The organism is Achromobacter sp. JD417 (assembly GCF_041879325.1).
Lineage (GTDB): Bacteria > Pseudomonadota > Gammaproteobacteria > Burkholderiales > Burkholderiaceae_B > Achromobacter > Achromobacter mucicolens.
The window spans coordinates 5,946,174-5,960,281 of the sequence record NZ_CP087159.1; the positions used below are offsets into that span (position 1 = coordinate 5,946,174).

Here is a 14,108-nt window from a genome sequence, read left to right on the forward strand (position 1 = left end):
CGCCTAAGAGGAATTTCATGTCTTTCAGCTCCGACGCCTGGACCCGCAACGCTGCGCTCTATGAAAAGACGCGCGACATGCCGTTCAACCGCGAACTGGCCAGCGGCCAGCTTGCCGAGGACGCGTTCAAGCACTACATGATCCAGGACGCGCACTATCTGGTCGCGTTTGGACGCGCGCTGGCCATTGCCGCTGCCAAGGCCGACGACGCAGACGGCGTCGTGCAGTTTGCCGAAGCCGCCAAGGGCGCCGTCGTGGCCGAACGCAGCCTGCATGCCGGTTTCATGCAACAGTTCGGCATCGACGCGGCCACGTTCGAGGCCACGCCGCTGACGCCGGCGAGCCATCACTACACCAGCTTCCTCATCGCCACCGCCTGGAGCGCACCCTATCCGGTCGCCCTGGCTGCCCTGCTCCCCTGCTTCTGGATCTACGCGGAGATCGGGCGCGACATCCACGCGCGCGCCGTTCGGCCCAATCCGTACGCCGCCTGGATCGACACCTACGCCGGCGATGACTTCCACGCGCTGGTCCGCGCGGTGATCGCCACCGTGGATCGGGCCGCCCAAACCGCCTCGCCGCAGACCGTGGAAGCGATGCACCAGGCCTATACGCACGCCGCCCAACTGGAATGGATGTTCTGGGACTCGGCGCACCGGCAGGCCGGCTGGCCGGTCTGAACGGGCGAGAGGCACCGGTCGGGCTGACCGGCGGATATGCCAAAATCGCGCCCATGCCGACCGACAACCGCCTTACGCCCAACGCCCTGGCCACGCAGGCCGGGCAACTGCCCGCCGCCTGGCAGGCCGCCCTGTCCGCCGACCCCGCCGTGGCCGCAGCCCTTGCCGCCGCGACCAGCCATGTGGAAGCGCGCCTGGCGCAGGGCGCCGTGGTGTATCCCGCCACGCCCTTTCGCGCCTTGCAAGGCCTGGCGCCCTCGGACGTACGGGTCGTGATCCTGGGCCAGGACCCCTACCACGGCCCCGGCCAGGCGCAGGGGCTGGCGTTCTCGGTGCCGGACGACTGCAAGCGCCCCCCCAGCCTGCGCAACATCTTCAACGAGATTGCGCGCGACTATCCGGACCTGGGCGTTCCGGCGGGCAATGACCTCACCGCCTGGGCCGAGCAGGGCGTGCTGCTGCTGAACACGGCGCTCACCGTGGAAGACGGCCAGCCCGCGTCGCACGCCAAACGCGGCTGGGAAACGGTGACCGATGCCCTCATCAAGCTCGTCGCGCGCGATCCGTCGCCCAAGGTGTTCATGCTGTGGGGCGCCCACGCCCAGGCCAAGCGGCTGTTGCTGCCGCCCGACAGCGGCCATCTGGTGCTGATGTCCAATCACCCTTCCCCGCTGTCCGCCCGGCGCCCCCCGGTGCCGTTCCTGGGCTGCGGTCATTTCCGGGCCACCAACGCGTGGCTGGAAAACCAAGGGAAAAACCCTATTGATTGGGGGCTGGACAAAAAAATAATTCCCTTGCAGGGTGAATTCAGGTTATGATCGCCGCACTGCACAAAACGAGTTCGGCATTTACCGCCTTGATTTAGCGGAATTTTTTGCAGTCCGCCGGGAAACCAACCCCCGGCCTCATGCCGAACTATCATCGATTCCTGACCCCTTTCCTTTCGCCCTGCGTTCCATCAGTACAAGAGAACGCGCCACGCGCATGGTTGATCCGGTCGGCACGATGCTCCATCAACCGTCGCCTGGATCCGGCCGCCTAATCCCCTGGCCCGACCAAGCACTGCGTCGCATTGATTGCGGCAAGGGAAAGTAATGTCTTTCGAAACCCTGGGTCTCGCGCCCGCCCTGTTGTCGGCCGTTCAAGAAGCTGGCTTCACCACCCCCACCACCGTTCAAGCCGCCGCCATTCCGCAAGCGCTGGCCGGCCATGACCTGATGGTGTCCTCGCAGACCGGCAGCGGCAAGACCGCGGCCTTCATGCTGCCCGCCCTGCACCGCATTGCCCAGATGCCCGCCAACAAGGGCGTCGGCGTGCAAGTGCTGGTGCTGACCCCGACCCGCGAACTGGCCCTGCAAGTCACGGACGCCACCGCCACCTACGGCCGCAAGCTGGCCGACCTGCGCACCGCGACCGTCGTGGGCGGCATGCCCTACGGCGCGCAACTGAAGGCGCTGTCGCGCCGCGTCGACGTGCTGGTCGCCACCCCCGGCCGCCTGATCGATCACCTGCAATCGGGCCGCGTCAAGCTCAACACCGTGCACACCCTGGTGCTGGACGAAGCCGACCGCATGCTGGACATGGGCTTCATCGAAGATATCGAGACCATCATCGAGCGCCTGCCGCAAGAGCGCCAGACGCTGCTGTTCTCGGCCACCCTGGACGGCACCGTTGCCAAGCTGGCCGCGCGCATGATGCGCGAGCCGCAGCGCATCGAGATCGCCGGCGCCAAGGAAAAGCACACCAACATCACGCAAAGCCTGCTGTACGCGGACGACGCCAGCCACAAGATGCAGCTGCTGGACCACGTGCTGCGCGACGCCTCGCTGGATCAGGCCATCGTCTTCACGTCGACCAAGCGCGGCGCGGACGACCTGGCCGACCGCCTGGCCGACCAGGGCTTTGCCGCCGCCGCCCTGCACGGCGACATGAACCAGCGCCAGCGCACCCGCACGCTGTCGCAACTGCAACGCGGCCAGTTGCGCATCCTGGTGGCCACCGACGTGGCCGCCCGCGGCATCGACGTGCAAGGCATCAGCCACGCCGTCAACTTCGACCTGCCGATGCAGGCTGAAGACTACGTGCACCGCATCGGCCGTACGGGCCGCGCCGGCCGCAGCGGCCTGGCGTTCACGCTGGCCACGCATTCCGAGCGCCACAAGGTCCGCCGCATCGAGCACTACATTGGCCAGTCGATCACGCCTGAAGTGATCGCCGGTCTGGAACCCAAGCGCACCCCGCGTCCGTCCACCGGTGGCGGCGGCGGCAAGCCCTTTGGCAAGCCTTTCGGCAAGCGTCCCGGCGGCTTCGGCGGTTCGCGCCATGCGTCGGGCGGCTTTGCCGGCAACCGCGACGGCGGCCGCGATGGCGCCCCGCGTGAAGGCCGTTCCTTCGGCGGCCCGCGTGGCGAATTCAAGCCGCGCGACGGCGGCTACCAGGGCAACCGCTCCTTTGAAGACCGTCCGTTCGGCGACCGCCCGCAGCGTTCGTTTGGCGACCGTCCCAGCTTCGGCGATCGTCCGCAGCGCGAAGGCGGCTACCAGGGCAATCGCCCCTTCGGCGACCGTCCCCAGCGTGAAGGCGGCTTCCGTGGCGGCGACCGCGATTCGCGTCCCAGCTTTGGCGACCGCCCCAGCTACGGCGACCGTCCCCAGCGCGACGCCCGTCCGTTCAGCGAGCGCGGCCCCCGTGAAGGCGGTTTCCGCGGTGGCGATCGCGACGCGCGTCCCAGCTTTGGCGACCGTCCCAGCTTCGGCGACCGTCCCCAGCGCGAAGGCGGCTTCCGTGGCGGCGATCGTCCCGAAGTCGGCTTCCGTGGCAAGCCCTCGTTCGACAAGCGCCCCGGCGGTCCCGCCAAGCGTTTCACCAAGTCGACCGATCGCCGCGGCTAATCTGTCCGTCTGATCCGAAAAAAGCCCCGCGGCCATGCTGCGGGGCTTTTTTTTGGGAAAATGCCGGTTTGCGCCAGTACCATCCGCTCATGCAACGCCCCGCCCCCGCCAATCTTCCGCCCCTGTCCCCCGCCGCACGCGAACACAGCGACGCCACGGCCGCCCACCTGCGCGCCGCCATCGCGGCGAGCGGCGGCTGGCTGCCGTTCGATCACTGGATGGCCGAGGCCCTTTACGCGCCGGGACTGGGCTATTACGCGGCGGGCAACGTCAAGCTGGCCGATGCCGACGACGGCGGCAAGACGCCCGCCGGCGACTTCGTGACCGCGCCGCAGCTCACGCCGCTGTTCTCGCGCACGCTGGCGCGCCAGGCGGCCGAGGTGCTGCGTCAGACGGACACGCGCGCCGTGCTGGAATTCGGGGCCGGCACCGGCGCGCTCGCCGAGGGCGTGCTGCGCGAACTGGACGCGTTGGGGCTGTCCGACACGCGCTATCTGATTCTGGAAGTGTCGGCGGACCTGCGCGCGCGCCAGGCCGAACGGCTGGCGCCCTTCGGCGACCGGGTGCAATGGCTGGACGCCCTGCCCCACGCGTTTTCCGGATGCGTGCTGGCCAACGAAGTGCTGGACGCGATGCCGGTTTCCCTTTTTGTCTGGAGCGACGCCGGCCAGGTGCTGGAACGCGGCGTGGCGGCGGACGCCGACGGCGGTTTCTCGTGGGAAGATCGCCCCGCCCCGGCCACCCTCGCGGCCGCGGTCGCGGCGCGCATGCCGGCACTGCCGGGCTACGTGTCGGAAATCAATCTGCAGGGCGAGGCGTGGATCGCGGCGATGGGCAGCTGGCTGGAACGCGGCGCGGCGCTGCTGGTGGACTATGGCTTTCCGCGCAGCGAGTACTACCACCCGCAGCGCGCGGGCGGCACGCTGATGTGCCACCTGCGGCACCACGCGCACGGCGACCCGTTCACCGCGCCGGGCCTGCAGGACATCACGGCGCACGTGGATTTCACCGCGATGGCGGACGCGGCGCTGGCGGCGGGAATGCAGGTGCTGGGCTACACGTCGCAGGCGCGCTTCCTGATGAACGCGGGCCTCATGGACCTGCTGGCCGGACTGGATCCGTCCGATGCGCAGGCCTACGCGCAGGCGGTGGCGCCCGTGCAGAAGCTGCTGTCGGAGGCGGAGATGGGCGAGTTGTTCAAGGTGCTGGCCGTCGGCCGCGGCATGACGGCGCCGTTGAGCGGGTTCTCGCGCGGCGACCGGCTGGGCAAGCTGTAGCGCGGAAGCCGGATCAGACCGCCTGCAAATCGGCCAGACGCGCCAGGCGCGCCTGGCGCACGCTTTCCTTGATGCGCGCCGGCTCGCCCGCGCAAGCCTTGGCGATGGCGCCCGCGTCCACGCCCCGCACCGCCGCCACCCGCGATTGCCACGCGGGAAGGTCCACCGCGCGCAACACGGCCGCGGCATCCAACAGTTCAAAAAAGCGTTCCGGCTTGCGCAAGGCATCGGCGCGCTCCATCAGCGCCAACTGCGCATCGGCCCTGCCCGGGCCATCCGGCATGCCATCCGGCATGCCATCCTGCGCACCCAATGCGTCGAGGACTTCAGGCAAGAGTCGCGCGTAGTCGTTGCATTCCGTGGGCACGCGCATCCGCCGTCCCAGCGCTTCGCGCTTCGGCGTCAGGCGGCACATCAGCGCATAGCGGCTTGCCAGCGGCAAGCCCTGCTGCGCGGCGCGATCCAACTGCGCAGCCACTTCGTCCACGCCCTGCAATTCGGGCATCACGCGCGCCAACGCGCCGGATTCGTTCAGCACGCCCAGCATGCGCGAAGGCGCCTGCGCCATCAGGCCGCGCGACAATTCCTTCCAGACGCGTTCGGCCACCAGCGCATCGGCCTCGCCGGCCTCGACCATGCGGCGGCACAGCGCCATCGTTTCCGGCGCAATGCTGAAATCGCCAAAGCGCGCGGCAAAGCGGGCGAGGCGCAGGATGCGTACGGGATCCTCTTCGAACGCATCGCCCACATGACGAAAGACCCGGGCGCGCAGGTCGTCCGCGCCGCCCAGCGGGTCCACGAGCCGGCCGTCTTCGTCCTGGGCAATGGCATTCACCGTCAGGTCACGCCGGCGCAGGTCGTCCTCCAGCGTGACGTCCGCGCCCGTGTAGAAGGTGAAGCCCTTGTAGCCGCGCCCCGACTTGCGTTCGGTGCGCGCCAGGGCATATTCCTCTTTGGTGCGGGGGTGCAGGAAGACGGGGAAATCGCCGCCGACGGGGATGAAGCCGCGGCCGGTCATGTCTTCGGGCGTGGCGCCCACCACGACCCAATCGTGATCGCCGTGCGGCAGGCCGAGCAGCGCATCTCGCACCGCGCCGCCAACGATATAGGCGCGCAGGCCTTCGGTCGCCGGATCGCGCGTCATGGCGCGGCGGCGGTTTCGGTGCCTGCCGGCACGACGTTGCCCAGGCGCTCCTTCAGCGATTGCGGCTGGCCGGTGAACATGGCCGCGTAATACGTGGCGTTGGACATCACGTTCTTGACGTAGATGCGGGTTTCGGTGAACGGAATGGTCTCGGCAAAGATGGCGCCTTCGACGGGATGCGTGAACGTCGAACGCCAATTGCGCGGCCGGCCCGGACCTGCGTTGTAACCGGCGCTGGCCAGCATCTGCGAGCCGTCCAGGCCGCGCAGCACGATGTTCAGGTAGTTGGTGCCAAGCTCGGTGTTGGTGTCGAAATCGTTGACGCTGGCCGGCGTGAAGTCGCTCATGCCGATCTTGCCGGCCACCCACTTGGCCGTGGCGGGCATGAGCTGCATCAGCCCCGAGGCGCCCACGTGCGAGCGCGCATCCATGATGAAGCGCGATTCCTGGCGGATCAGCCCGTACACCCAGGCCGGATCCAGCGCGATGGCATTGGCCTTGGCGGTAACGCGGCCCTCGAACGGCGCGATGAAGCGCTGGCTGAAGTCGAATTCCTTTTCGGTGCGGTCCGACGTGTTGACCACGCGGTCGTAGATGTTCTCGGCGCGGGCCAGCTCGGCGGCGGCCAACAGCTGGCGGTCGCTCATGCCGCGCAGCGTGAAGTTCCACTCGGGCACGGCTTCGGCGCGCCAGCCCAGGCGGAACAGCAGCACGGCGCGTTGCAGGCCCGGATTGGCGCGGGCCTCGGCGATCTCGCGATCGCTGATGGGCGCGGGACGCGGCGGCACATTGATGCGGCGGCCCAGCTCTTCCGCGGCCAGCTGGCCGTAGAAATCAAAGCGGTCGGCGATGCTGGCGTAGGCGGCCTGCGCCTTGTCCTTGTTGCCCGTCGCGGCCTGCCCGCGGGCCTTCCAGTACACCCAGACCGTCTCGGCCTGTTGCGAAGGCGGCATTTCGTCGATGGATTCGATGACCCACTTCCAGTCGATTTTCGGCTGGCGCAACGCGGCGCGCACCTTCCAGGCGGCGTTGTATTCGGTCATGCGGATATGGCCCGCCTCGCGGTACCAATCGTTCGCCCGGCTGTCCAGGCCCAGCGCGGCGGTCAGCGCGTACTGGCCGCGCACCCAGGCCAGGTTCGACTTGGACATCGACTTGGCCCATTCCCGGCGCAGGTAGGAGTCGGCGACGCTGACGTCCGAGCGCGCCAGGCGGGCCAGCGCGATCGTGACCAGTTCCTTTTCGTTGCGACCCACGGGCATGCGGTCCTGCCGCGTCAGCCACTTCATGGGGTCTTTCATGATGACGTCGTAGGTCTTCACGTCGCGCGGTTCGAACATGTACTGCACGAACTTGCGCGCATCGGTGGTCTTGTTGGCCTCGATGGCATCGCGCAGCTGCGGCTCGAGCTGCTCCCAGCCCAGGATGCCGTCGGCCACGAGCTGGTCGTACAGCGCCCAGCACGCGCTGCCGGGCGAGAACACGGCCATCGCCTGCGCGGCCGTGGCGCGCTGGCCGGTCATGTGCTTGCCGTCCAGGATGGCGCATTCGATCTGCGCGTTGCTGTTTTTGACGGGCGCCAGCTTGCGCACCGTTTCGAAGTCGCCGCTGCGGGCGGCGGCGAGCAGCCAGTCGCCGCGCAGGCGGTCGGCCAGGTAGGCGTCGCCATTGCTGTTGATGAACTGCTGCAGCGCCGCCACGGGCCGGCCCGAGGCGGGCGGCGTCCAGAGCTGATAGCGCAGCAGCCAGTATTCCGGATACATGCCCAGCGGGTCGCCCTTGGCCTGCGGCACCAGGGCGCCCAGCACCGACCACTGCTTGCGGTTCATGGCTTCGCGGGCGGCGACCACGGCGGCCAGCGCGGGCGTTTCCGCGGTCGGCGGCAGGCCCGCCAGCACCACGGGAGGCACGGCGATCATCGGCTGGGCCGCCTGCACGGCGGGCTGAGGCTGGGGATTGACGGCGGCGCTGCGCTGCTGCGCATCGACGGGCGCACAGGCAACCGTGAAAAGCGCCACCAGCGGCAGCAAGCGGCGCAGCCCGGCGCGGGCGTCGGCGGCTTGCAACGAGGAATTCTGATACCGTGGGGGCTGCCGGGCGCCTGTCTCGCGACGCACCCGCATGCTGAGCATACGCATGTTCGTCTTCAGCATGTTTGCCTTCATATTCAACCCCCCGGTTACAGCCACCGCATGACTACGCAAAATACTCCAGAGGATACCGCAGTCCACCGCACGCGATTGCGGAAATTGCGCACCGAAATGCCTGAAGACCAGCGCAGCCGGGGCGCTTTGCTCATGCGCGCACGCCTTTTCACCTGGCTGAATGTGGCCCGCGACCAGGCCGTGCAGGCCGGCAATCCGGCACCCACCACCGTGGCCGCGTTCTGGCCGATGGCCGACGAGCCCGATCTGCGCCCGCTCCTGACGCAATGGAGCGAGGCCGGCATGACGGTGGCGCTGCCGGTCGTGCGCGAGCGCAACGCGCCGCTCGCCTTCCTGCCCTGGACGCCCGAGGCCGAGCTGCGCGCCGGCCCCTACGGCATCCAGGAGCCCGTGGCCGGCCCGGAACTTCTGCCTGACGTGGTGCTGGTGCCCACGCTGGGTTACACCGAACTCGGCGACCGCCTGGGCTATGGCGGCGGCTATTACGACCGCACCCTGGCCGCCCTGCGCGACCGCGGCCACCCCTTCACTGCCGTCGGCATCGCATGGAGCTGCGGCGAGCTGGACCCGGGCTATGTCCCCGCCGCGCACGATGTCCGGTTGGACGCGGTGCTGACGCAGGACGGCTGGGTGCCGCACGCGCCGCTGGAGCAAGGCGGCAAGAGCGGATCGGTGCTGCATTCCTATCGCATGAATTGACGCGTCCCCGCTGACGCACCAGTTTCGTCCGGCGTGACGCACCAGCTTGGTGCGCGCGCCCGGGCAGCGCTCCAGCCGCCCTCGCCCCCCTGGCGGCCTCCCGTCCCCGGATTACGCCGTCGTCCGCCCCGGGGATGGCATTTCCCCCGCCCGCAGCGCATATTGATGCCGTAACGCCCCGTCTGCCGCCAAAGCTGGCATGCGGGTTGCTTGTACACCTTGACCGGCCGGCCACGGCCGGATGACGGCCGCGTGCAAGCGGCCGCAAGCATCTGCACGGAGGAGCCATGAAGGACCTACCCGCCCGTCCATCCGCCTTTGACGAAATGCGCGATGGCGAGAACCGCATCCGCTCCCACTACCAGGCGTTCGAGCGCTGGCACAACGAGCAGTCTGACGAAGCCATGTCCGTGCGCCGGCTGGAGGCCGACCTGAGCTTTCGCCGCGTCGGCATCACGTTTTCGGTTGCGGGCGACGCCGCCGGCACCGAGCGCCTGATCCCTTTCGACCTCATCCCGCGCATCATTCCCGCCGAGGAATGGCGCCACCTGGAAGCCGGCCTCAAACAGCGCGTGCGCGCACTGAACCTGTTCATCCGCGACATCTATCACGGCCACGACATCGTGCGCGCGGGCATCGTGCCGGCCGAGCAGGTCTTCCTGAACGCGCAATACCGTCCGGAGATGCAGGACGTCGATGTTGCCGAAGACATCTACTGCCACATCGCCGGCGTGGACCTCGTGCGGGCGGGCGCCGGTGAATTCTATGTACTGGAGGACAACCTGCGCGTGCCGTCGGGCGTGTCGTACATGCTGGAGAACCGCAAGATGTCGATGCGGCTCATGCCCGACGCGTTCGGCCGCATCAAGGTCGAACCCGTCGCGCACTACCCCGACCTGTTGCTGGACAACCTGCGCGAGGTCGCGCCGCACGGCGGCGACGATCCCACCGTGGTGGTGCTGACGCCGGGCATGTACAACTCCGCCTACTTCGAGCACGCCTTCCTGGCCCAGCAGATGGGCGTGGAACTGGTGGAAGGCCAGGACCTGTTCGTCGAGCAGAACACCGTCTACATGCGCACCACGCGCGGGCCGCGCAAGGTCGACGTGATCTACCGCCGGCTGGACGACGATTTTCTTGATCCGCTGTCCTTTCGCGCCGATTCCGCGCTGGGCGTGCCGGGCCTCTTGTCGGTGTATCGCGCCGGCCGCGTCACGCTCGCCAACGCGATCGGCACCGGCATCGCCGACGACAAGTCCACGTATCTCTACGTGCCCGACATGATCCGCTTCTATCTGGGCGAGGAACCCATCCTGTCGAACGTGCCGACCTGGCGCTGCGGCCGGCCGGACGAGCTGTCGCACGTGCTGGCCAACATGCAGGACCTGGTCGTCAAGGAAGTGCATGGCGCGGGCGGGTACGGGATGCTGGTGGGGCCGTCCGCCTCGCGCGCCGAGGTGGAATCGTTCCGGGACCGCGTGCGCGCCAATCCCGCCAACTACATCGCGCAGCCCACGCTGGCGCTGTCGACCACGCCCACCTACGTGGAATCGGGCGTCGCGCCGCGTCACGTGGATCTGCGGCCGTACGTGCTGTGCGGCAAGGAGATCCGCACCGTGCCGGGCGGCCTGTGCCGCGTGGCGCTGACCGAGGGCTCGCTGGTGGTCAATAGCAGCCAGGGCGGCGGCACGAAGGACACCTGGGTGCTGGAGGACTGACCATGCTGAGCCGAACCGCCGACAACCTGTTCTGGATGTGCCGCTATACCGAGCGCGCCGAAAACACCGCCCGCATGCTGGACGTGAACCTGCAGATGTCGCTGCTGCCGCAGGACACGCATACGCGCGAGGGCTCGTGGCTGGGCGTGCTGCGCATCTCTGAATTGCAGGGGCTGTATCAGAGCAAGTACGCGTCGATCTCGCCGCACGACGTGCTGGAATACATGGTGCGCGACCCGGAGAATTCCTCGTCGATCTATTCGTGCATGCGCGCCGCCCGCGAAAACGCGCGCGCCGTGCGCGGCAGCCTCACGACGGAAGTCTGGGAAACCTACAACACGACGTGGCTCGAGCTGCTCAAGCACCTGCATACCGGGCTGCTGGAACGCAACCCGGGCGAATTCTTCGAGTGGGTCAAATTCCGTTCCCACCTGGCGCGCGGCGTCACGATCGGCACCATGCTGGAAGACGAGGCGCTGTACTTCATGCGCATCGGCATGCACCTGGAGCGCGCCGACAACACCGCCCGCATGCTGGACGTGAAGTTCCACGAACGCAGCAGCGCGGGCGCGCAGGAAAGCCGCGCGGAACCGGCCAGCGCCGCGGCCGTGCAAAGCGAGTTCTACCGCTGGTCGGCGCTGCTCAGCTCCGTGTCCGGCCTGGAGATCTACCGCAAGGTGTACCGTGACGTCATTACCCCCGATCGCGTGGCCGAACTGCTGATCCTGCACGGCGACATGCCGCGGTCGCTGCTGGCCTCGATACGGGCGGTGGCCGACGACCTGACGCGCGTGGCGAACCAGCGCTCGACCGAGACCGAGCGGCGCGCGGGCATGTTGTGTGCTGAGCTGCAGTACGGCCGCGTCGAGGACATCCTGGCGAGCGGACTGCACCGGTACCTGGACCGGTTCCTTGACCGCATCAACGACCTGGGCAACCGGATCAGCCAGGACTTCCTGGTGCCGCTGTCGGCATAACACGGAGACAGCCATGAAGCAGATCATCACGCACGTCACGCATTACCGCTACACCGCGCCGGTCAACTACAGCATCCAGACCCTGCGCCTGACGCCGCGCGACGACGAACACCAGCGCGTCCTGCGCTGGAACATCGAGGCGCCGGGCGAGCTGGACAAGCAGGTCGACGCCTACGGCAACATCACGCACACGCTGACGTTGAACGAGCCGCACAGCGACATCGAGCTGCGCGTGTCCGGCCAGGTGCTGGTGGCGCCGCTGGTGCGTGGCGTGCTGGGCGGCGAGGACAGCCGGCTGCCGGTGCATGCCTATTGCGTGCAGACGCGGCTGACACAGGCGGACGAGACGGTTCTTGCGTTCGCGCGCGCGGTGCTGCCGAACGGGCTGTCGACCTCGGACGACATCCTGACGCTGGCGGGCGCCATCCACGGGCGCGTGGCGTACGAGCCCGGCACCACGGACGTCACCACCGCCGCCAACCAGGTGCTGGCGTTGGGTCATGGCGTATGCCAGGACCACGCCCACCTGTTCCTTGCGTGCGTGCGCGGCCTGAACGTGCCCGCACGCTATGTCAGCGGCTACCTGTACACCACGGCCGAGCACGCGGCTAGCCACGCCTGGGCCGACGTCTGGCTGCCCGACCTGGGCTGGACCAGCGTGGACATCACCAACAGCCAGTTCGCCTCGGAATGCCATTGCCGGCTGGCCGTGGGCCGGGATTACGACTCGGCCTCGCCCGTGCGGGGGGTGCGCACCGGCGGCGGCGAGGAGTCCATGGAAATCAGCGTCCAGGTCCAGGCCGGCGCGCAGCAGTAGGCCGTAACATCCGCCCCGCCCCGCCGCAATACAATGCGGGGTGGCTTTTCCCTCTTTCCGATCATGACCTACTGTGTAGCTGCCCGCCTGGACGCCGGCCTGGTGTTTCTTTCCGACTCCCGCACCAATGCCGGGGTCGACCAGATCAGTGTCTTTCGCAAGATGACCGTGTTCGAGCGGCCGGGCGAGCGCGTCATGGTCCTGATGACCTCCGGCAACCTGGCGGTCAGCCAGGCCGTGCTGAACGTGCTGACCCGCCAGCGCGAGGAAGGCGCCGACACCCTCTGGAACGCCCCCGACATGTTCACGGCCACGCGCCTGGTGGGCGCGGCAGTGCGCGAGGTCTATCACAGCGAGGCCGCCGCCCTGCACGAACAGGGTGTCGACTTCAACGTCAGCATGATCTTCGGCGGGCAGATCGGCATGGAGCAATGCCGCCTGTTCCAGGTGTATTCGGCCGGCAACTTCATCGAGGCGGGCCAGGAATGCCCGTACTTCCAGATCGGCGAGGCCAAATACGGCAAGCCCATCCTGGACCGCGTGCTGCAACCGGACACCTCGCTGGACGAGGCCGCCAAGTGCGCCCTGATCTCGATGGATTCCACACTGCGCTCGAATATCTCGGTGGGCCTGCCGCTGGACCTGCTGGTGTACGACGCCAATTCGCTTCGCGTCACGCACTTTGCCAGCATCGACGAGCACAACGAGTATTTCCGCATGATCCGCGGCACCTGGGGCGAACGCCTGCGCCAGGTCTTTGCCGAGATCCCCGATCCGCTGTGGACCAACCCCGACGCGCCGGGCTCGCTGGTGCCGCCATCGCGGGTGCACCAGCCCCTGCGCATGGAGCCGGCCGATGCGGCGCGCAGCGCCTATGTGACGCCGCAGGTGCTGGCCGAAGACCCGGGCAAGGACCAGCCCAACTGATAGGGTTGCGGCACCGCGCTGGGCGGCGCCCCCCCGCGTCAGCGCCGCTCGAACTTCGGCGCGCGCCTTTCTTCGAATGCCTTGCGGCCTTCCTTGGCGTCGGCGGTGGCAAAGCAGATCGCCTGCAGATCGCGCTCGTATTCCACGGCCTTTTCCAGCGGCATCGACAGCGCGGCGCGCAGATTGACGCGGGCCGTCTCGGCCGCAATGGGCGCGCGCGAGGCGATGGTGGCGGCAAGCATCTGCGCGCGCTCGCGCAGCTGCTCCTGCGGCACCACCTCGCTCACCAGCCCCCAGGCCAGCGCCTGCTCGGCGCGGATGGGATCGCCCGTCAGCACCATCAGGGCGGCATTGCTCGGGCCGATCGCATGGACAAGCTGCGCGGTCATGCCGCCGCCGCCAATCCATCCCAGCTTGATCTCGGGCGCGCCCAGGCGCGCGTTGTCGGCAGCGATGCGGATATCGCAGGCCAATGCCATTTCCAGGCCGCCGCCGAACGTATAGCCGTTGATCGCGGCCACGGTGGGCTTCTTCAACATGCGCACGCAGTCGCAGTAATCGAGCCGGTTGCGGAAATCCCAGGGCGTGGCGTAGCGGTCCAGCTCGGTGATGTCCGAGCCGGCGCAGAAGGCCTTGGGACCCGCGCCGGTCAGGATCACCGCGCGCACCTGCGCGTCGGCATTGCACGCTTCCACCGCGGCGATCAGCAAGTCGGCCATCTCGGGCGTCATCGCGTTCAGCTTCTCGGGACGGTTGAGTTCGATGATGGCGACATGGCCATCGATACTGAGATTGACGAGTGCGCTCACGTCG

At 68.2% G+C, this 14,108-nt stretch carries 12 protein-coding genes; 9 read left to right on the forward strand and 3 right to left on the reverse strand.

The window, feature by feature from the left end; genetic code table 11:
* The first annotated feature begins 17 nt into the window (after positions 1 to 17).
* The 4 genes from tenA (at position 18) to LN047_RS27345 (ending at position 4,848) form a co-directional block, all read left to right on the forward strand.
* Positions 18 to 680, forward strand: coding sequence for a thiaminase II (tenA, locus tag LN047_RS27330; protein ID WP_142052384.1), 663 nt, complete (start codon positions 18 to 20; stop codon positions 678 to 680).
* Positions 681 to 733: 53 nt separating this feature from the next.
* The gene (locus LN047_RS27335; RefSeq protein ID WP_062838909.1) at positions 734 to 1,498 is read left to right on the forward strand and encodes a uracil-DNA glycosylase; all 765 of its coding nucleotides are present in this window, start codon (positions 734 to 736) and stop codon (positions 1,496 to 1,498) included.
* Positions 1,499 to 1,774: 276 nt separating this feature from the next.
* A complete protein-coding gene (locus tag LN047_RS27340) occupies positions 1,775 to 3,571 on the forward strand; it encodes a DEAD/DEAH box helicase (protein WP_373980741.1) in 1,797 nt (598 codons plus the stop codon).
* An 89-nt stretch (positions 3,572 to 3,660) separates the two neighbouring features.
* A complete protein-coding gene (locus tag LN047_RS27345) occupies positions 3,661 to 4,848 on the forward strand; it encodes a class I SAM-dependent methyltransferase (RefSeq protein ID WP_373980742.1) in 1,188 nt (395 codons plus the stop codon).
* Positions 4,849 to 4,861: 13 nt separating this feature from the next.
* Here the strand turns inward: LN047_RS27345 and LN047_RS27350 are convergent, their stop codons facing one another.
* Together LN047_RS27350 and LN047_RS27355 are read right to left on the reverse strand one after the other, a co-directional pair.
* The gene (locus tag LN047_RS27350) at positions 4,862 to 5,992 is read right to left on the reverse strand and encodes a CCA tRNA nucleotidyltransferase (RefSeq protein WP_373980743.1); all 1,131 of its coding nucleotides are present in this window, start codon (positions 5,990 to 5,992) and stop codon (positions 4,862 to 4,864) included.
* Positions 5,989 to 8,115: a transglycosylase SLT domain-containing protein gene (locus LN047_RS27355; RefSeq protein WP_373982190.1), complete on the reverse strand. Its 2,127-nt coding sequence runs from the start codon at positions 8,113 to 8,115 to the stop codon at positions 5,989 to 5,991. Before LN047_RS27355 ends, LN047_RS27350 begins: the two co-directional genes overlap by 4 nt.
* Before the next feature lie 69 nt (positions 8,116 to 8,184).
* Here LN047_RS27355 and LN047_RS27360 point away from each other — a divergent pair, with 69 nt between their 5' ends.
* The 5 genes from LN047_RS27360 to LN047_RS27380 all read left to right on the forward strand — a co-directional run bounded on the left by LN047_RS27360 (position 8,185) and on the right by LN047_RS27380 (position 13,295).
* Positions 8,185 to 8,856 carry a 5-formyltetrahydrofolate cyclo-ligase gene (locus tag LN047_RS27360; protein WP_334166359.1) on the forward strand — a complete coding sequence of 224 codons (672 nt, stop codon included), beginning with the start codon at positions 8,185 to 8,187 and terminating at the stop codon, positions 8,854 to 8,856.
* A gap of 287 nt (positions 8,857 to 9,143) precedes the next feature.
* The gene (locus tag LN047_RS27365; RefSeq protein WP_062838905.1) at positions 9,144 to 10,574 is read left to right on the forward strand and encodes a circularly permuted type 2 ATP-grasp protein; all 1,431 of its coding nucleotides are present in this window, start codon (positions 9,144 to 9,146) and stop codon (positions 10,572 to 10,574) included.
* Between the two features lie 2 nt (positions 10,575 to 10,576).
* The gene (locus LN047_RS27370; RefSeq protein ID WP_373980744.1) at positions 10,577 to 11,551 is read left to right on the forward strand and encodes an alpha-E domain-containing protein; all 975 of its coding nucleotides are present in this window, start codon (positions 10,577 to 10,579) and stop codon (positions 11,549 to 11,551) included.
* Between the two features lie 13 nt (positions 11,552 to 11,564).
* Positions 11,565 to 12,368, forward strand: a complete 804-nt coding sequence (locus tag LN047_RS27375; RefSeq protein WP_373980745.1) for a transglutaminase N-terminal domain-containing protein — start codon at positions 11,565 to 11,567, stop codon at positions 12,366 to 12,368.
* Positions 12,369 to 12,431: 63 nt separating this feature from the next.
* A complete protein-coding gene (locus tag LN047_RS27380; protein WP_056327404.1) occupies positions 12,432 to 13,295 on the forward strand; it encodes a proteasome-type protease in 864 nt (287 codons plus the stop codon).
* Between the two features lie 38 nt (positions 13,296 to 13,333).
* Here the strand turns inward: LN047_RS27380 and LN047_RS27385 are convergent, their stop codons facing one another.
* Positions 13,334 to 14,104, reverse strand: coding sequence for an enoyl-CoA hydratase/isomerase family protein (locus tag LN047_RS27385; RefSeq protein ID WP_373980746.1), 771 nt, complete (start codon positions 14,102 to 14,104; stop codon positions 13,334 to 13,336).
* Between the last annotated feature and the right edge of the window lie 4 nt (positions 14,105 to 14,108).